The sequence below is a fragment of the Rhodospirillales bacterium genome (assembly GCA_016699855.1).
GTDB lineage: Bacteria > Pseudomonadota > Alphaproteobacteria > Reyranellales > Reyranellaceae.
Window position 1 is genome coordinate 4448846 of record CP064988.1, and the last position, 18213, is coordinate 4467058.

An 18213-nucleotide genomic window follows, 5' to 3' on the forward strand; every position below is an offset into this window, starting at 1 on the left:
TCATGCATGTGGAATCGCAGATATGGGGCGTCCGGCAATGACGGCTGCCCCATTTGTTGCGGATTCGTCCGGCTCCGGTCATGTTCGACTGCACGTTCGCTGCAAGATGTCCTCAAATTTATCCCCGATCCGGTCGATGTCAAACGTCCGCATGGCGTAGGCCCGGGCCTTCGCGCCGGCCAGTTCCCGTGCCGCCGGCTCGGTCGTCAACGCCTTTGCGGCGGCCACGAATCCGGCCTCGTCCGCGGGGCCGACGACCCGCCCCGCGCCCTCCGCGGCGATCGTCCGGGCCGCCAGATTCTCCGGCGGCATGGCGGCCAGCAGCGGCTTTCCGGCGCAGAGATACGTCAGCACCTTGGACGGCACCGAGTAGACGCCGGCGTCCGGTTCGAGGATCGCCATCAGCACGTCGGCGGAGGCCAGCATGTCCGGCACCCGGTCGAACGGCTGGAATGGCAGCAGCAGCAGATTGTCGAGTCCGCGCTCGGCCTTGCGCTCGGCCAGCCACGCCGCGCCGAGACCCTCCGACACCACCACCACCCGCGCGGCCGGGTCCGCCCGCCGGTCCTCGGCCAACGCCAGCAACAGGCCGGGGTTGTGCTTCAGCCCGAGCGTGCCGGAATAGAGGAACACCGTACGCCCGACGAGATCGTGTTCCCGGGAGAAGGGATTGTCCCGCGGCCGCAACGGCAGCTCGTCCAGCGGCGCCCAGTTCTCGACCGTCGTCATGCGGTCGTCGCGCACGCCCCAGCCGCGCAGCAGGGGCCTGAAATCGTCGGTGATCGGCACGACGTGGTCGCTGCCGCGCAGCAAGCCGCCCTCCAGCCGCCGGTAGTGCCAGGCCACCGGCGCGCCGAGCGGGCCGAATTTGCGCCCGAGGATGCGGGCGATCGCCTCGGCGTAGATGTCCTGCACCCAGAAAACGAAGCCGGCGCCGTTGTCCGCGCACCACCGCCTCGGCGCCACCAGCGCGTCGGGCGGGGTGTTGCTCATCAACGCCACGTCCGGCTTGAACGCCGCCAGCGCGTCGCGCAGCAGGCCGCCGTAGCGGCGCTCCTGGCGGAAGCGTTTGACGTAGCTGTACTTCGCCAGCGACTCGCCGGGATCGATGGCGGCGACCTCGAACGTCTCCGGATCGCCGGGAAGGCGGGCCAGCGCGCCGCGCGGCGTCTGGATCGCCGACGAGAAGAGGTGGCGCACGGCGTGGCCGCGCCGCGCCAGCTCGCGCGCCAGCTGGACCTGGAAGGGATGTCCGGAATAGTCGTGCAGCAGGATGCGCATGGCGCGGCGTGGATCCGGGTCGGCGGGGCGGCGGTGCGCCGCAGGTCAGTAGGCGTTTTTGCCGCGCAGCACCGCGACCACGGTCAGCAGGACGATCTTGATGTCGAAATACAGCGACCAGTTCTCGATGTAGTAGAGGTCGTGGTCGACGCGCCGCTGTATCTTCTCGATCGTGTCGGTCTCGCCGCGCCAGCCGTTGACCTGGGCCCAGCCGGTCAGGCCCGGCTTGACGCGGTGGCGGGCGGCGTACTCGTCGACCGCCTCCTCGAACAGCACGTTCTCGGCCTTGGTGTCGATCGGGTGCGGCCGGGGACCGACCACCGACATGGTGCCGGACAGCACGTTGAAGATCTGGGGCAGCTCGTCGATCGAGGTGCGGCGCAGGAAGCGGCCGACCCGCGTGATGCGCGGATCGTCGCGCGTCGCCTGTATCGGCGCCAGGTCGCGGCATTCGTCGGCCCGCATCGAGCGGAATTTCCACACCTGGATCTTGCGGTTGTTGAAGCCGTAGCGCATCTGGCGGAACAGCACCGGGCCCTTGCTGTCGAGCTTGATCGCGATCGCCGCCGCCAGCATCACCGGCGAGAACACGACCAGCATCAGGCAGGCCAGCACGATGTCCTCGAGCCGCTTGAGGATCAGCTTCTCCTCCGACAGCGGCCGGTCGAACACGTTGAGCACCGGCACGTCGCCCATCTCGCTGTAGGCGCAATGCGCCAGCCGGAAGCCGATCATGTCGGGCGCCAGCCGGATCTCGACCGGCAGCTCCCACAGCTTCTTCAACACCCGCATGACCCGGATCTCGGCCGCCCAGGGCAGCGCCACCACGATCTGGTCGACGGGATTGCGGCGGGCGTGCTCGATCAGGTCGTCGACCGTGCCGCGCACCGGCACGCCCTCGACCGGCTCGATCGGCCGCACGGCGCGCTCGTCCCACACGCCGACGATGCGCCAATCCGTGTTCGATTGCTGACGCAGGTGCTGGATCAGGCGGCGGCCGTGCGGACCGGCGCCGACGATGGCGACGTCGCGCACCAGGCGGCCGGAGTCGATCCAACGGCTGAGCACGATGAACGCGACGAAGCGCACGGAGATGAAGCTGCCTAGGCTCCAGAAGTACCAGAGGATCGCCCAGCCGCGCGGGAAGTTGGACGACACCTTGGCGGCGAACGCGGCCAGCAGCAGCACGCCGACCACGGCCGTCCAGCCGACCGTCAGGCGTCCGATCTGCCGTGGCACGTTGGCGAGGTTGCGCAGGGAGTAGAGGTCGAGCGCGTGGAAGACGTTGGCGACCAGCAACGAGCTGGCCGCCATGGCCAGCAGGTACTGGCTGTCGAAATTGGAGAGGTGCTCCGGCAGCCAGATCATGATCGCGATCCAGCCGATCAGCGCCGGGACCACGACGTCGAGCAGCCGGACCGACCACAGCAGCTGTTTCTCGGAGAGCGCCTTGGATTTATCCATGGCCGCGCCTTACGCCGTCCTTTCGGATGTTCCGCCCGGAAGCCGACGGTTACTCTGGAAAACCACCGGGAAACAATGTCGACCGGGGCGAAGGTATAAGGTGGTCGGCATGATCCGGTCAATGTGGCGGCAGGTCGTGATCGCAAGATAATCTAACATTTTTCAATTTAAAAATAAATGGTTAGAGGGTATTATTGATGTCATTGGTCGACTCGCAAAACGTCGTGAGCGTCCACCCGCCCGCCATCGGAGACCCGCCCCGCTGATGACGTCGCTCAATCGCCTGCGCCAACTCTACCGATGCGTGCGCTCGTTCGGCGCGCCGGCGGGAGTGCGCGTCTGGTGGACGCTGGGGCGTCCGGGGCGCGGTCTGTCGGTCGACGCGGCGCGCGCCGTGCGCGTTCCCGGACTGCCGCATCCGATCTGGCTGCGGCCGGGCACGTCGGATATCGCCAATTTCGAGCAGGTCTTCCTGCGCCGCGCCTACGAGCTGGACGGCTGCCCGCAGGAGGCCGCGCTGGACGCCGAGGCGACGAGGCTCGGTCCGGCGGCGGTGATCGTCGATGGCGGCGCCAATATCGGCCTGTCGTCGATCAGGTTCGCCGCGCGCTTCCCGCAGGCCACGGTGTTCGCGGTCGAGCCTGCGGCGTGCAATCTCGAGATGATCCGTCGCAACGCCGCCGGCTACGCCAACATCGTGCCGGTTGCCGCCGCGCTGTGGGACCGGCCGACCACGGTGGTGATCGTCAACCCCGCCGCCGAACCGTGGCAGTACGCCGTCGACGAGGCGCCGGCGGCGACCCGGGGCGCGCTGCCGACGGTGACGATCGACGAGGTCATCGCGCGGATCCCGAACGGCGAGCCGCTGATCGTGAAGCTGATCGTCGAGGGCGCCGAGAAGGCCATCTTCCGGGCGCCGACGCCTTGGCTGGCGCGGGTGCGCCACGTGATCTTCATGCCCAACGACTGGGCCCGCCGCGGTGGCGGCGCCGGCGCCGCCGCCATGCGGGCGCTGGCGGCGCAGCCCTTCGACTGGGCCGTGAAGGGCCTGTGCGTTTTCTGCTTCCGCGCGCCGTCGTGACGCTCCCGGCCTTCCTTCCGTTGTCCCCGCCACATCTGCGTGCGCGATGCTCGACCAGATCACGCCGGTCGTCCTGACCTACAACGAGGCGCCCAACATCGGCCGCAACCTCGAGCGGCTGCGGTGGGCGCGCGAGGTGGTCGTGCTCGACAGCGGCAGCGACGACGACACCGCCGCGATCGTCGGTGGCTTCGCCAACTCCCGTCTCGTGGTGCGCCGGTTCGACGGCCACGCCCGGCAATGGACCTACGCCGTCCAGGAGACGGGCGTGTCGACGCCGTGGGTGCTGCGGCTCGACGCCGACTACATCGTGCCCGAGGCGACTATCGACGAGATCGCCGGACTGAGGCCCGCCGACGAGATTGGCGGCTACCGCACCGCGTTCGACTACAAGATCGACGGCCGCAGGTTGCGCGGCTCGCTCTATCCGCCGCTTCCGACGCTGTTCCGGCGCGACCGCGTGACGTTCGAGCAGGACGGCCACACCGAGAAGGCCGTCGTCGCGGGGACCGTGCCGACGCTGGTTGGCCGCATCGACCACGATGACCGCAAGGGGGCTTGACCGCTGGCTGGCGTCGCAGTTCGCCTACCAACGCCGCGAGGCCGACAAGCTGGCGACGACGCCGTGGTCGGCGCTGTCGTGGGGCGACCGCGTCCGGTTGACGCGCGTGCTTGGCCCGCCGGCGGTGTTCCTCTATTGCCTGTTCGGCAAGGGCCTGATCCTCGACGGCCGCGCCGGCCTGTTCTACGCCTGCCAGCGCGCCACGGCGGACCTGATCCTGTCGATGCTGCTGCTGCGCCGCGATCTCGCGGCCGCGCCGGCCGAACCCCCGAGCTTCGGAAGATGACCTACATCCTCGGCCTCAACGCGTTCCACGCCGATTCGGCGGCCTGCCTGGTGAAGGACGGCGCGCTGGTGGCCGCCGCCGAGGAGGAGCGCTTCCGCCGTCTCAAGCACTGGGGCGGCTTCCCCAGCGAGGCGATCCGCTACTGCCTGGAGGAGGCCGGCATCGGTCTCGACCAGGTCGGGCATGTCGCCATCAACCGCGACGGCCGCGCCAGCTTCTGGCGCAAGCTCGGCTACGTCGCGACCAAGCGGCCGAGCCTCGACCTGCTGCTCAGCCGCCTGCGCAACCGCCGCCAATGGGGCGACGTCGGCGCGCATCTCGCGGAGTCGCTGCCCGACATGAAATTCGCCGGCCGGATCCACGCCGTCGAGCACCACATGTGCCATCTCGCCTCGGCCTACTACGTCTCGCCGTTCGACAAGGCGGTCGCGGTGTCGGTCGACGGCTTCGGCGACTTCGCCAGCGCCGCCTGGGGTCTGGGCGAGCGCGGCGAGCTGCGGATCGACGGCCGCGTGCATTTCCCGCACTCGCTCGGGATCTTCTACGAGGGCATCACGCAGTTCATCGGCTTCCCGCACTACGGCGACGAGTACAAGGTCATGGGCCTGGCGCCGTACGGCGAGCCGAAACACCTCAAGGAGATGGAGAAGCTGGTCCTGCTCAGGGACGACGGCACGTTCGAGCTCGACCTGCGCTACTACACCCACGCCAAGGAGGGCTCGAAATACGAGGTGCGCGACGGCACGCCGTCGGGCGGCAAGATCTGGGCCGACGCAATGCAGGATCTGCTCGGTCCGGCGCGCGGCAAGGACGACAAGCTCGAGCAACGCCACATGGATCTCGCCCGCTCGGCGCAGGCCATGTACGAGAACGCGTTCTTCAACCTGCTCAACGCGCTGCGCAAACGCTACGACACCGACGCCGTCGTGCTGTCGGGCGGCTGCGCCTACAATTCGGTCGCCAACGGCAAGGTCTACGAGCGCAGCGGTTTCAAGCGCTGCTACATCCAGTCGGCCGGCGGCGACGCCGGCGGCGCGATCGGGGCGGCGTTCCGCGTCTGGCACGAGCTGCCCGAAGGCAAGGCCGCGAAGCGCCACTTCACGATGGACCACGCCTACTGGGGCCCGTCCGCGACGCCGGCGGAGATCGCCGCCGCCATCGCGGCGCGCGAGGCCGACATCGCGCGCGAGAACTGCGTCGTCGAGACCGTCGCGGACGAGGACGAGCTGTGCCGGCGCACCGCCGCGGCGATCGACGAGGGCAAGGTGATCGGCTGGTTCCAGGGACGGCTGGAGTGGGGTCCCCGGGCGCTGGGCAACCGCTCGATCCTCGCCGATCCGCGCCGCGCCGACATGAAGGACATCCTCAACCTCAAGATCAAACGCCGCGAGTCGTTCCGGCCGTTCGCTCCGTCGATCCTGCGCGAGGCGGTCGCGGATTGGTTCGAGACCGACGACGACGTGCCGTTCATGATGCAGGTGTTCAAGATCCGCCCGGCGCGCCGCGCGCAGATCCCCGCCGTCACACACGTCGACGGCTCCGGCCGGCTGCAGACCGTCACCGCCGCGGGCAACGCCCGCTACCACAAGCTGATCTCGGCCTTCCGCGATCTCACGGGCGTGCCGATCGTGCTCAACACCAGCTTCAACGAGAACGAGCCGGTGGTTTGCCGTCCGGAGGAAGCGCTGGATTGCTTCCTGCGCACCAAGATGGACTTCCTCGTGCTCGGGAACACCATCGTCGCGCGTTGACGCGCGCGCCCGGCTCGAGTTCTTCTCGCCATCGCTCCATGTCGTCCCGAGCGGCGGCGCGCGGCGCCGCGGTCGAAGTATCTTGTCCGGTCGAGCGTCGCGGAAAGATCCTTCGATTGCGCGCCCACGGCGCCGCTCCCAGGATGATGTAAAGGGGCGTGGCCGTGTCGGCCACGTCGACACGGGTGGCGCGCCGGCGCGCCGCCGCCCATACTCCGCTCCTGACGCCCGTCCCCGTGGAGACATCGCGCATGAAGCTGACGCGCCGCAAGCTGGTGGTCGGTGGCTCCCTCGGCGCCGCCGGGCTGGTGGTCGGCTACTGGTTCGCGCGCGAGCGCGACCGGATGGGCGATCGCAAGCTGTTCGCGCCGCGCGACGGGCAGGTGGCTCTCAACGGCTGGGTCAAGATCGCGCGAGACGGCGCCGTGATCGTCGCGGTGCCGCGGGCGGAGATGGGGCAGGGCGTCCACACCGCGCTGGCGCAGCTCGTGGCCGAGGAGATGGATGCCCGGTGGAGCGACGTGCGCGTCGAGGATCCGCCGGAGAGCGGCGTCTACCGCAACGTCGAGATCCTGATCGACGGCCTGCCGTTCTCGCCGGAGGAGACCGGCATGGTGGTCGACGGCGCGCGCTGGGCCGCCGCCAAGACGATGGGCGTCCTGGGCGTGGTCGCGACCGGCGGCAGCACGTCGGTGCGCAACGCATGGGGCCCGATGCGGTTGGCCGGCGCCGCCGCGCGCGACCTGCTGGTCCGGGCGGCGGCGCGCAAGGCCGGAATCGCCGCCGGCGGGTTGACCGTCGTCGAGTCGGAGGTCCGAACGCGCGACGGCCGCAAGGTCGCGGGTTTCGCCGAGCTGGTCGACGCGATCGGCGACCTCGATGCGCTGACCGACGTGAAGCTGAAGAACCCCGTCGATTTCCGTCTCATCGGCAAGCCACAACCGCGGCTGGATGTCGCCGAGAAGGTCAACGGCTCGGCAATCTTCGGCGTCGATGTGCGTGCCGACGGTATCCTGCACGCCGCCGTGCGCAACTGCCCGGTATTCGGCGGGAGATTCTCTGGCTTCACGATCCCATCGGGCGGTCTGCCGAAGGGCGTGCGCAAGGTCGTCGACATGCCGGCGGCGGTCGCGGTCGTCGCCGATAGCTGGTGGCGGGCCGAGAAATTCCTCGCCGACGGCCTGAAGATCACGTGGGAGGAGGGGCCGAACGCCAAGCTGTCGACCGAGACGCTGTGGGCCACGTACGAGAAGCTGGCGATCGACGGCAAGGCCAGGCTGACGCGCACGGTCGGCGACGCGGCCAAGGCGCCGGCCGGCGCCGAACTCGCGGCGACGTATCGCGCGCCTTATCTGGCGCACGCCACGATGGAGCCGATGAACTGCACGGCGCGGCTCGACGATTCCGGGCTCGAGATCTGGATGCCCAACCAATCGCCGTCGTTGATGCGCTACGTCGCGGCCAAGGAGAGCGGCCTGCCGCAGGCCAAGGTGACCGTCCACACCACGCTGCTGGGCGGCGGCTTCGGGCGGCGCGCCGAGGTCGATCTCGTGCGCCAGGCCGTCGCCGTCGCGAAGGCGGTCCGGGGCGCGCCGGTGCGCGTGCTGTGGTCGCGCGAGGAGGACGTCAGGCACGATTTCTACCGGCCGATGGCGCTGGCGCGGTTCACGGCGAAGCTGCCGACCGGGGTCGGCGGCGCGCCGTCGTGGAGCGCGCGGCTCGTCGGCCAGTCGGCGTCGAGCCAGTTCCCCGCCCGCATCCTCGGCATCTCCGAACCCGGCGATCCCGACATGAACAGCGTCGAGAATCCGCCCTACGCCTTCGCGTCGTACCGGCTCGACGCCATGGTGCCCAAGGGACCGGTGCCGGTCGGCTTCTGGCGCTCGGTGGGGCAGTCGCACACCGCGTTCTTCGACGAGTGCTTCCTCGACGAGATCGCGCACGCGCTGAAGGAGGACCCGTACGTCCTGCGCCGACGCCTGCTGAAGGACCGGCCGCGCCATCTCGCCGTGCTCGACGCCGCCGCGCGCGAGGCCGGCTGGGGCGTCACCCCGTCCGGCGGCATCGGCCGCGGCATGGCGCTGCGGGCCTCGTTCGGCTCGATCGTGGCGCAGGTCGCCGATGTCGTGGTCGAGGGCGCGGCCATCCGCGTGAAGCGCGTGGTCTGCGCCGTCGATTGCGGCCCGGTCGTCAATCCCGCGATCGTGCGGGCGCAGATGGAGAGCGGTATCGCCTACGGCTTGTCGGCGGCGCTGTCGGGCGAGATCACGATCAAGGACGGCCGGGTCGAGCAATCGACCTTCGACGACTATCCAGTGCTGCGGATGGCCGACATGCCCGCGGTCGAGACGGTCATCGTCGAGTCGAAGGACGCGCCGATCGGCGGCGTCGGCGAACCCGGCACGCCGCCCATCGCGCCCGCCGTCGCCAACGCCGTGTTCAACCTCACCGGCAAGCGCCTGCGCAGCCTGCCGCTGCGGCTGTAGGCGGCGCGCGCCATCCCCGCGCTGTCATCCCGAGCGGAGGCGCGTAGCGCCGTGGTCGAAGGATCTCGCCGCGGTCGCGCGCCTCCGCCGCACCGCTCGGGATGACGGGAGGCATGGCGCAGCCTACAATCGCCGGACAATCGGAGGCCGCGACATGCCTTGCTACGTCATGCTCGAATTCACGGCGAAACCCGGCGGTGGCGCGGCGATGCTCGACGCGCTGCGCGAGGCGCTGCCCGACACGCGCAACAAGGACGGCTGCGAGAGCCTCGAGGTGACGGTCAACCAGGACGCGCCCGACAACATCCTGCTGGTGATGCGCTGGACGTCGCGTCGGCACTACCAGACCTACCGCGACTGGCGCGAGGCCAACGGCGACGTCCAGCGCTTCGCCGACGACACGGTCGGCGGCCTGACGACGCGGTTCTTCGACGTCACCGGCGTCTAAGAGCCGCGCGGCGCGCGCGTGCTATCGTCGCCGTATCGGCGACGCCGCCCCCATCCAAGGAGACTGAGGTGACCGAGACCAAGCGCGCGCCCAACCTGCCGAAGTGGATGAAGGACCACGTCGACCTCTACCTGTCGACCGGCGGCGTCGAGGGCCACATGTACACGATCACGTTGCCCAACGTGCCGCCGAAGGCGGTGCCGTCGCTGCTGCTGACCACGACCGGGCGCAAATCCGGTGACCGCTACCTGTTCCCGCTGTTCTACGGGCGCGCCGGCGACGGCTACTTCGTGATCGCCTCGAAGGGCGGCGCGCCGGAGCATCCCGGCTGGTACCGCAACATCCTCGCCAACCCCGAGGTCGACATCCAGGTCGGCACGGCGAAGATGACGGCCCGCGCCCGCACCGCGTCGGGCGCCGAGCGGGCGGCGCTGTGGGAGCAGGCGGTCGGCATCTGGCCGCCCTTCGCCGACTACCAGCGCAAGGCCAGCCACCGCGAGATCCCGGTGGTCGTCCTCGATCCCGTCTGACCGGTATCGGCGGCCGCCGGCCGCGTCAGTGGTCGGAGCCGTGCAGGATCGCCTCGCGCAGGCCTGTGTCGTAGGTCAGCCCGGCGGCGGTCAATGTCGGCGTGTCGATCATGCCGGTAGCCGCCACGAGGCCCTTGCGCGCCAGCGCGACGTGGACGGCGGGGTTGCGCAGGCCGGTGGCGTCGGCCGCCATCGCGACGCGAGGGCCGATGTGGAAATGGTTGCCGTGCGGATCGGGCAGAACGTCTAGGGTGACGTTGCCGGTGGTCTCGTCGCGGCGCGAGATCTCGGGATGGCGCGCCAGCTCCTGGAACAGCGTCAAGGTCTTGAGCTGCAGGGCGTTGAGGCCGAGCGGGTTCTTTTTCGGGGGCATGGGCGACCACGGGGATGTGACGGAAAGGCGGCTGGGTAACCCGACGGCGCGACGCTATACTATTACACCCAGCGTCGCCAGGCGGCGCCCGGCAGGAGGCCGACATGGACGACAAGACCCGCACCGAGTTCGAGGCGGCGGCGTTCCGCCGCCTTGTCGGACATCTGCGCGAGCGCACCGACGTGCAGAACATCGACCTGATGAACCTCGCCGGCTTCTGCCGCAACTGCCTGTCGCGCTGGTACCGCGAGGAGGCCGGCGCGCGCGGGGTCGAGATCACCGATCCCGCCGCCCGCGAGATCGTCTACGGCATGCCCTACGACGAGTGGAAGGCGAAGCACCAGGCCGAGGCCGGCGCCGACAAGAAGGCGGCGTTCGAGAAGAGCTTCGCCCGCACCGTGGCCGACGAGGCCAAGCACAAGGGCGGCTGACGCGGCGGGCCGGCGGGGGGTTACCCCCGCTATCCCCGTCATTCCCCGCGCGCCGTCGTTGAACCGGGGGGCGCCGGGCGCCTAGGTTCCGGTCCTCGATTGTCGCGTAGAGACGAGGAACGCCATGCCCGACGGCAGCCGGCCCATCAAGACCAAACCCGCCACCATCGCGGCGGACCGCCTCAAGAGCTTCGTCGAGCGCATCGAGAAGCTCGAGGAGGAGAAGAAGGCGATCGGCGGCGACGTGCGCGACGTCTACAGCGAGGCAAAGGGCGCCGGCTTCGACGTGAAGACCATGCGCCAGGTCGTCCGGCTGCGGAAGCTCGACAGCGCCGAGCGCGACGAGCAGGAGACGATGCTCGACCTCTACAAGCAGGCGCTGGGGATGGTCTGAGGCGCGGCGGCCCTCAACCGTTCTGCTTTCGGAGAATATCCCGCTCGTCCACCGCGCGGCGGAGAGCGAGCGTGACGGACGTCACGCTCAGTACCAGATCGCCATCTCGATCCCGTGGCTGTCGCGCCTGATGTCGGCCGGCAGGCGGGTCGCGTCGCCGGCGTGGATGAGCTCGGCCGTGCGGCACACGGCGGCGGCGTCGAGCGCGTCGTCGAGCGCCGCGTCGGCGCGCCGTAGCCCGGCGTCGCGGCGGAACGCCTCCCATCGCGCGGTCGCACCGCTGTAACCCTGCCGCGCGAGCAAGGTCGCGCGGCGCCGGGCGCCTTCGGCGGTGCGCTTGCCCGCCAGCACTGGCGCGCCATTGTTCATGCGCGCGAACGCGAGCTCGGGATGCGCCTCGCGCAGCCGCGCGCGGGCGTCCTTGGAACCGCGGACCAGCGCGTCGACCTCGCGCATCTTCGGGAACAGGTTGAACGCTTGCTTGCTCAGCCCGACGCCGTGCGGGCCGCTGGCCCGGTTGCCCGCGAGGGCGTCGCGGTAGTCGTCGCAGGCCAGCGCGGCGCGGCACGGCGTGGCGAATACCGACGACGATTTGCCCGCCAGCAGGGCGCGGGCCTCGCGCTCGCCGTGGCGTCCCCCGCGCTCGGCGACGTCGGCGAAGCCCATCGGCATGTCGACGGCGACGATGGCGGGACACTCCGGCGCGTGGAGGATCGCCTCGAGCGCCGCCGCGAAGCGGAACGACCATCCACCGCGGTCGAGATCGCGGAACACCGCGATCCAGCCGGCGCGGCAGCCGTCGACGCCCGCGACCCACACCGCGGGCGCCGCGTGCCGCCGCTATTCCGCCGCCTGGCGCAGCGGCGCAGGCGCGCGGAACGCCGCCAGCAGCGAGTCCCAACGCTTGCGCGTCTTCGCGACGTTGGCGTCCTTGACGTGGCCGTAGCCGCGCATCTCGTCGGGCAGCGACGCGAGCTGGACCGCGAGGCCGTGGTTGGCGGCCGAGAGCTTGCCCAGGACCTCCTCGACCAGCGCCTCGTACTCGCCGATCAGGGCGCGCTCCATCCGGCGCTCGGCGGTGCGGCCGAACGGATCGAACGCGGTGCCGCGCAGGAAGCGGAAACGCTTGAGCAGCGAGAACGCGGTCATCATCCACGGTCCGTAGGACGATTTCACGAGTTGCCCGGTCTTGGCGTCGCGGTCGGCCAGCAGCGGCGGCGCGAGGTGCACGCGGATCTTGTAGTCGCCCTCGAAGCGCTGCCGCACGTCGCGCAGGAAGGAGCCGTCGGTGTAGAGCCGCGCCACCTCGTACTCGTCCTTGTAGGCGAGCAGCTTTGCGTACTGCCGCGCCACCGCCTCGGCGAGCCCGGACATGCCCGGCGCCTTCGACGCCTCGGCCGCCTTCACCTTCTCGACCAATTCGGTGTAGCGGGCGGCATAGGCCGGGTTCTGGTAGTCCGTGAGGTGCTTGACGCGCGCCCCGACGACGTCGTCGAGCGTGCGCGAGATCGTCGGCAGCGCGATCACCTGCGCCGGCGGCGCGGCGATCCGCTCGACGGCCGCGAGGTCGTGCGCGGCGCGGCGGCCCCACAGGAAGGCTTGCCGGTTCATCTCCACGGCGGCGCCGTTGAGCTCGATGGCGCGGTCGATGGCGGCGCCGGAGATCGGGATGAGGCCCTTCTGCCAGGCGTAGCCCATCATGAACAGGTTGGTGGCGATGGAGTCGCCGAGCAGCGCGGTGGCGAGCCGCTGGGCGTCGACGAAATCGCCGCCGCCGGCGCCGACGGCGGCCTCGATCGATAGCCGCAGCGTCTGCAACGGGAAGCGCAGGTTGGGATCGCGCGTGAAGTCGCCGGTGATGGTCTCGTGCGTGTTGACCACCGCGCGGGTGACGCCCGTCGCGGTCTTGCCCAGCGCCTCGGGCGTGGCGGCGACGACGATGTCGCAGGCCAGCAGCAGGTTGGCGCCGCCGGCGCCCAGCCGCACGGCGTGGATGTCCTCCGGCGCCGCGCCGATGCGCACGTGGCTGATGACGGCGCCGCCCTTCTGCGCCAACCCCGCCATGTCGAGCACCGAGCAGCCGTGGCCGTCGATGTGCGCCGCCATGCCCAGCAGCGCGCCGATCGTGACGACGCCGGTGCCGCCGATGCCCGTGACGAGGATGCCGTAGGGCGTGTCCGCGAGCGCGGGGATCGTCGGCTCGGGCAGCGCCGCGGTCCACGCCGGCGCCGCGTCGCGGCCCGTCGTGTCGCCCTTGCCCTTGCGCAGACGGCCGCCCTCGATCGTCACGAAGCTCGGGCAGAAGCCGTTGAGGCAGGAATAGTCCTTGTTGCACGAGGACTGGTCGATCTCGCGCTTGCGGCCGAACTCGGTCTCGACCGGCACGACCGACAGGCAGTTCGATTTCGCCGAGCAGTCGCCGCAGCCCTCGCACACCGCCTGGTTGATGAACACGCGGCGCGCCGGGTCGGGGTAGAGGCCGCGCTTGCGGCGGCGGCGCTTCTCGGCGGCGCAGGTCTGGTCGTAGATGATGACCGACACGCCCTTGTGCTCGCGCAGCTCGCGCTGCACGGCGTCGAGGTCGGCGCGCGGATGGAACGTGCAGACCGGCGCCCAGTCGAGGCCGAGCGGGTACTTGTCGGGATCGTCGGTGACGACGGCGATCCGCTGGACGCCCTCGGCGTGGACCTGGCGGCTGATCTTCCACGGGCTGAGGTCGCCGTCGTGGCGCTGGCCGCCGGTCATCGCGACGGCGTCGTTGTAGAGGATCTTGTAGGTGATGTTGACGTCGGTGGTCAGCGCGTGGCGGATCGCGAGGAAGCCGCTGTGGAAGTAGGTGCCGTCGCCCATGTTCTGGAACATGTGCGGCGTGTCGGTGAACTTCGACAGCCCGACCCAGGTCGCGCCCTCGCCGCCCATCTGCGTGAAGGTCAGCGTGTCGCGGTCCATCCAGATCGCCATGGTGTGGCAGCCGATGCCGGCCATCGCCAGCGAGCCCTCCGGCACCTTGGTCGAGGTGTTGTGCGGGCAGCCGGAGCAGAAATAGGGGACGCGCGCGAAGCCCGGCGCGTTGCGGGTCTGCGCCGCCTGCTTGCGGGCGATGGTCTCCAGGCCGCGCGCCATGCGCTCGGTGCGGCGCTCGACGCCGAGGCGGTCGGCGATGACCTTGGCGATGTGCGCGGGGATCAGCTCGCCGGTGGTCGGCAGCAGCGGCGCGCCCTTCTCGTCGGTCTTGCCGACGACGCGCGGCCGGCGGTCGGCGGCCAGGTTGAACAGCAGGTCCTTGATCTGCGGCTCCATCAGCGGCCGCTTCTCCTCGATGACCAGCACCTCCTCGGCGCCCTCGATGAAGCGCCGCATGCCCTGCGGCTCGACCGGCCAGGTCATACCGACCTTGTAGACGGCGAGGCCTAGACGCCGCGCCTCGGAATCGTCGATGCCGAGTTCGTCCAGCGCCTGGCGGACGTCGAGGTACCCCTTGCCGGCGGTGACGATCGCCAGCCGCGCGCCGGCCGCGCCGACCGCGACCCGGTCCAGCCCGTTGGCGCGCCAGTAGGCCTGCGCGGCGGGCAGTTTGAAATTGTGCAGGCGCCGTTCCTGCTCGAGATAGTCGTCGGGGAAGCGCAGGCTGAGACCGCCCGGCGGCACCTCGAAATCGGTCGGGATGACGATCTTGATCCGGTGCGGATCGATGTGGACGGAGGCCGAGGAATCGGCGGTCTCGCCGATAACCTTGAAGCCGACCCAGCAGCCGGAGTAGCGCGACATCGCCCAGCCGTGCAGGCCGAGGTCGATGAAGTCCTGCACGCCGGCCGGATTGATGACCGGCATCATCGCGTCGACGAAAGCGAACTCGCTCTGGTGGGCGATGGTAGACGACTTGGCCATGTGGTCGTCGCCGGCCAGCGCCAGCACGCCGCCGTGCTTGGACGTGCCGTTGACGTTGGCGTGCTTGAAGACGTCGCCGGTGCGGTCGACGCCCGGCCCCTTGCCGTACCACATGCCGAAGACGCCGTCGTACTTCGCGCCGGGCACCAGGCCGATCTGCTGCGTGCCCCACAGCGCCGTCGCCCCGAGATCCTCGTTGGTGCCGGGCTGGAAGTTGATGTGGTTCTTCTCGACGAACCGGCGCGCCTGCCACAGCGCCTGGTCGATCCCGCCAAGCGGCGAGCCGCGGTAGCCGGAGATGTAGCAGGCGGTGTTCAGCCCGGCGGCGAGATCGCGCTGGCGCTGCATCATCGGCAGACGGATCAGCGCCTGGGTGCCCGTGAGGAAGACGCGGCCGGTCTCGCGGACGTACTTGTCGTCGAGCGTGACCAGGTCGATCGGCCGGGGGGCGGTGGCCATGGACGTCTCCTTGACGGACTCTGTGCGACGTACAGCTATCCCCGGCGCGACCGCGTCGCAAGGCCGCGCGGTCCGGCCGCGCGCGAAAGACCGAACCTTTCGCCGCCGCCGGCGCCGCCACGCGCGCGTTGCCGGCGGCGGCCGGCGCGCGCAAAGAAATTAGTGGCCTTCGCGGTCGCGATGGGTGAGAAAGCCCGCCGATGGCGCGGGCAGGGGATTTCGCGCGGCCGGGGCGGTGGACGCCGGCCGCGCGCCAGGAATAGCGATGACGATTCTCGTGACCGGCGCGGCCGGATTCATCGGCTACCACGTGTGCGCCGCCCTGCTGGCGCGCGGCGAGCGCGTGATCGGACTCGACAACCTCGCGCCGTACTACGACGTCGCGCTGAAGCGCGCCCGTCTGGAGATGCTGGCGCGGCACGACGCCTTCGCGGCCGTCGACGCCAGCGTCGCCGACCGCGAGGCCGTGCTGGCGCTGGGCGCGGCGCATCCGGAGATCGCCTCGGTGATCCATCTGGCGGCGCAGGCCGGCGTGCGCCACTCCCTCGTCGATCCGTTCGCCTACGTCACCGCCAACGTCATGGGCCATCTGACCATGCTCGAGATGGCGTGGCGGCTGCCGGCGCTGCGCCACTTCGTCTACGCCTCGTCTTCGTCGGTGTACGGCGCCAACGCCAAGAGCCCGTTCGCGGTCGGTGATCCGGTCGACGCGCCGCGCTCGCTCTACGCCGTCACCAAACGCGCCGACGAGCTGATGTCGGAGGCCTACGCGGGCTTGCGCGGCCTGCCGCAGACCGGCTTGCGCTTCTTCACGGTCTACGGCCCGTGGGGCCGGCCCGACATGTCGCCGTACATCTTCTGCCGCATGATCTTCGCCGGCGAGACGATCCCGATCCACAACCTCGGCTTCATCAAGCGCGATTTCAGCTACGTCGGCGACATCGTCGCCGGTGTGCTCGCCTGCCACGACAAGCCGCCCGAGGGCGCCGCCAACCGCCTCTACAATCTCGGCGCCAGCCGCGGCGAGGACCTCATGCGCTTCGTCGCCCTGCTGGAGAAGGCGACCGGCCGGACGGCCAAGGTGGAACTGCGCCCGGCCCAGCCCGGCGACGTGCCGGAGACTTGCGCCGACGTCACCGCCACCACGCGCGATTTCGGCTGGAAGCCGGCCACCACGATCGACGAGGGCGTCCCGAAGTTCGTCGACTGGTTCCGCGCCTGGCACCGGGTGTGACAAGGGCGCCGGCGGACGGCAGAATGCGCGCGTAGCTTCGCGCCGGCGCGTGCGGCCGGGGACTTGGAGGCGGGATGGCGGGGCGGCGCGCGACATCGGCCGGATCCGGCGGCGATTTCATGCTCCTCGTGGCGACGCGCAAGGGCGCGTTCATCCTGCGCGGCGACCGTTCGCGGGACCGTTTCCGCGTCGAGGGCCCCATCTTCCTCGGCCACGTCATCCACCACCTCGTCCTCGATCCGCGCGACCGGCGCACGATGCTGATGGCCGCCCGCACCGGCCATCTCGGGCCGACGGTGTTCCGCAGCGACGATCTCGGCCGCACCTGGACCGAGGCGGCGACGCCGCCGCGCTTCGCCAAGGCGGCGGAGGGCGCCCGCGCGCGGGCCGTCGACCACGTGTTCTGGCTGTCGCCGGGCCACGCCGACGAGCCCGGCGTCTGGTACGCGGGCACCTCGCCGCAGGGGCTGTTCCGCAGCGACGACGGCGGCCGCCACTGGGAGGGTGTCGCCGGCTTCAACGACCATCCGATGTACGGGAAATGGACCGGCGGCGACCAGGATGGCACGCCCGACGGGCCGGTGCTGCATTCCATCCGGATCGATCCGCGCGACCGGCGCCGCCTGTATGTCGGTCTCTCCGGCGGCGGCGTGTTCCGCAGCGACGATGGCGGCGCCGGCTGGCGGCCGATGAACGCCGGATCGCGCGCCGATTTCTTCCCCGATCCGTTCCCCGAGTACGGCCAGGATCCGCACGAATTGGCCGTTCATCCGCTGCGGCCCGACCGCCTGTACCAGCAGAACCATTGCGGCATCTACCGCATGGATCTGCCGGACGAGCGCTGGGTCCGGATCGGCGACAACATGCCGGCCGGGATCGGCGACATCGGCTTCTCGATCGCGCTGCATCCGCGCGATCCCGACACCGCCTGGGTGTTCCCGATGGACGGCTCGGACGTGTGGCCGCGCGTCAGCCCTGGCGGCAGGCCCGCCGTCTACGCCACCCGCGACGCCGGCGCCTCGTGGGCGCGGCTCGACACGGGGCTGCCGCGCCGGCAGGCGTGGTTCACCGTGAAACGGCAGGCGTTCCGCGCCGATTCGTTCGATCCCGTCGGGTTGTACTTCGGCACGACGTCCGGCGAGATCTGGGCCAGCCGCGACGAGGGGGCGCGGTGGCGCTGCGTCGCGCGCCACCTGCCGGAGATCTACGCCGTCGAGCCCGTGCCTCCATGAGCGCCGTCGAGGTCCGGCTGGCGCCGCTGCTGCGCTCCTACACCGGCGGCGCGGCCAGCGTGCCGGCGGTCGGCGCCACCCTGGACGAGGCGCTGCGCGATCTCGACGCGCGCTATCCCGGCATCCGCTTCCGGCTGGTCGACGAGCAGGACCGCCTGCGCCGCCACGTGCGGCTTTTCGTCAACGAGGCCGACGCGCGCGATCTTGGGCGTCGGCTGGACGAGGGCGACCGCGTCTTCATCGTCGGCGCGCTCAGCGGCGGTTAGCTTCGGGCGCGTCCGGCTTGGCGGAATGCCGCGGCCGCCCTACATAC

At 70.5% G+C, this 18213-nt stretch carries 17 protein-coding genes; 12 read left to right on the plus strand and 5 right to left on the minus strand.

Annotation, left to right across the window (positions count from 1 at the left end; genetic code table 11):
- Positions 1-78: 78 nt before the first annotated feature.
- Both IPK81_21015 and IPK81_21020 read right to left on the minus strand, forming a co-directional pair.
- Positions 79-1281: a glycosyltransferase family 4 protein gene (locus IPK81_21015; GenBank protein ID QQS11979.1), complete on the minus strand. Its 1203-nt coding sequence runs from the start codon at positions 1279-1281 to the stop codon at positions 79-81.
- Between the two features lie 45 nt (positions 1282-1326).
- The gene (locus IPK81_21020) at positions 1327-2745 is read right to left on the minus strand and encodes an undecaprenyl-phosphate glucose phosphotransferase (GenBank protein QQS11980.1); all 1419 of its coding nucleotides are present in this window, start codon (positions 2743-2745) and stop codon (positions 1327-1329) included.
- Positions 2746-3010: 265 nt separating this feature from the next.
- On the opposite strand from IPK81_21020, the gene IPK81_21025 reads away from it, so the two are divergent.
- From IPK81_21025 to IPK81_21055, 7 genes are all read left to right on the plus strand, one after another.
- Complete coding sequence (locus IPK81_21025; GenBank protein ID QQS11981.1) at positions 3011-3826, plus strand: FkbM family methyltransferase; 816 nt, start codon at positions 3011-3013, stop codon at positions 3824-3826.
- A gap of 46 nt (positions 3827-3872) precedes the next feature.
- Positions 3873-4388: a glycosyltransferase gene (locus tag IPK81_21030; protein QQS11982.1), complete on the plus strand. Its 516-nt coding sequence runs from the start codon at positions 3873-3875 to the stop codon at positions 4386-4388.
- The gene (locus IPK81_21035) at positions 4369-4674 is read left to right on the plus strand and encodes a hypothetical protein (GenBank protein ID QQS11983.1); all 306 of its coding nucleotides are present in this window, start codon (positions 4369-4371) and stop codon (positions 4672-4674) included. Before IPK81_21030 ends, IPK81_21035 begins: the two co-directional genes overlap by 20 nt.
- A complete protein-coding gene (locus IPK81_21040) occupies positions 4671-6425 on the plus strand; it encodes a carbamoyltransferase (protein ID QQS11984.1) in 1755 nt (584 codons plus the stop codon). The genes IPK81_21035 and IPK81_21040 overlap by 4 nt, the downstream gene beginning before the upstream one ends.
- 251 nt (positions 6426-6676) lie before the next feature.
- Positions 6677-8911, plus strand: coding sequence for a xanthine dehydrogenase family protein molybdopterin-binding subunit (locus IPK81_21045; protein QQS11985.1), 2235 nt, complete (start codon positions 6677-6679; stop codon positions 8909-8911).
- A 154-nt stretch (positions 8912-9065) separates the two neighbouring features.
- Positions 9066-9359 (plus strand): antibiotic biosynthesis monooxygenase, encoded by a 294-nt coding sequence (locus IPK81_21050; protein QQS11986.1) that lies wholly within the window; start codon positions 9066-9068, stop codon positions 9357-9359.
- A 107-nt stretch (positions 9360-9466) separates the two neighbouring features.
- Complete coding sequence (locus tag IPK81_21055) at positions 9467-9889, plus strand: nitroreductase family deazaflavin-dependent oxidoreductase (GenBank protein ID QQS15200.1); 423 nt, start codon at positions 9467-9469, stop codon at positions 9887-9889.
- Positions 9890-9914: 25 nt separating this feature from the next.
- Here the strand turns inward: IPK81_21055 and IPK81_21060 are convergent, their stop codons facing one another.
- A complete protein-coding gene (locus IPK81_21060; GenBank protein ID QQS11987.1) occupies positions 9915-10262 on the minus strand; it encodes a hypothetical protein in 348 nt (115 codons plus the stop codon).
- A 104-nt stretch (positions 10263-10366) separates the two neighbouring features.
- Here IPK81_21060 and IPK81_21065 point away from each other — a divergent pair, with 104 nt between their 5' ends.
- Both IPK81_21065 and IPK81_21070 read left to right on the plus strand, forming a co-directional pair.
- Entirely contained in the window at positions 10367-10693 is a 327-nt protein-coding gene (locus tag IPK81_21065) for a DUF1244 domain-containing protein (protein ID QQS11988.1), read from the plus strand.
- A 124-nt stretch (positions 10694-10817) separates the two neighbouring features.
- Complete coding sequence (locus IPK81_21070; protein QQS11989.1) at positions 10818-11087, plus strand: DUF2312 domain-containing protein; 270 nt, start codon at positions 10818-10820, stop codon at positions 11085-11087.
- 87 nt (positions 11088-11174) lie between these two features.
- Here IPK81_21070 and IPK81_21075 read toward each other — a convergent pair whose 3' ends face one another.
- The gene (locus IPK81_21075; GenBank protein QQS11990.1) at positions 11175-11906 is read right to left on the minus strand and encodes a DUF429 domain-containing protein; all 732 of its coding nucleotides are present in this window, start codon (positions 11904-11906) and stop codon (positions 11175-11177) included.
- 21 nt (positions 11907-11927) lie between these two features.
- The gene (locus IPK81_21080) at positions 11928-15434 is read right to left on the minus strand and encodes an indolepyruvate ferredoxin oxidoreductase family protein (protein QQS11991.1); all 3507 of its coding nucleotides are present in this window, start codon (positions 15432-15434) and stop codon (positions 11928-11930) included.
- Between the two features lie 265 nt (positions 15435-15699).
- Here IPK81_21080 and IPK81_21085 point away from each other — a divergent pair, with 265 nt between their 5' ends.
- The 3 genes from IPK81_21085 (at position 15700) to IPK81_21095 (ending at position 18166) form a co-directional block, all read left to right on the plus strand.
- Positions 15700-16668, plus strand: coding sequence for a GDP-mannose 4,6-dehydratase (locus tag IPK81_21085; GenBank protein ID QQS11992.1), 969 nt, complete (start codon positions 15700-15702; stop codon positions 16666-16668).
- Between the two features lie 119 nt (positions 16669-16787).
- Positions 16788-17900, plus strand: coding sequence for a glycosyl hydrolase (locus tag IPK81_21090; protein QQS15201.1), 1113 nt, complete (start codon positions 16788-16790; stop codon positions 17898-17900).
- Positions 17897-18166 (plus strand): MoaD/ThiS family protein, encoded by a 270-nt coding sequence (locus tag IPK81_21095; protein ID QQS11993.1) that lies wholly within the window; start codon positions 17897-17899, stop codon positions 18164-18166. The genes IPK81_21090 and IPK81_21095 overlap by 4 nt, the downstream gene beginning before the upstream one ends.
- Positions 18167-18213 lie beyond the last annotated feature (47 nt).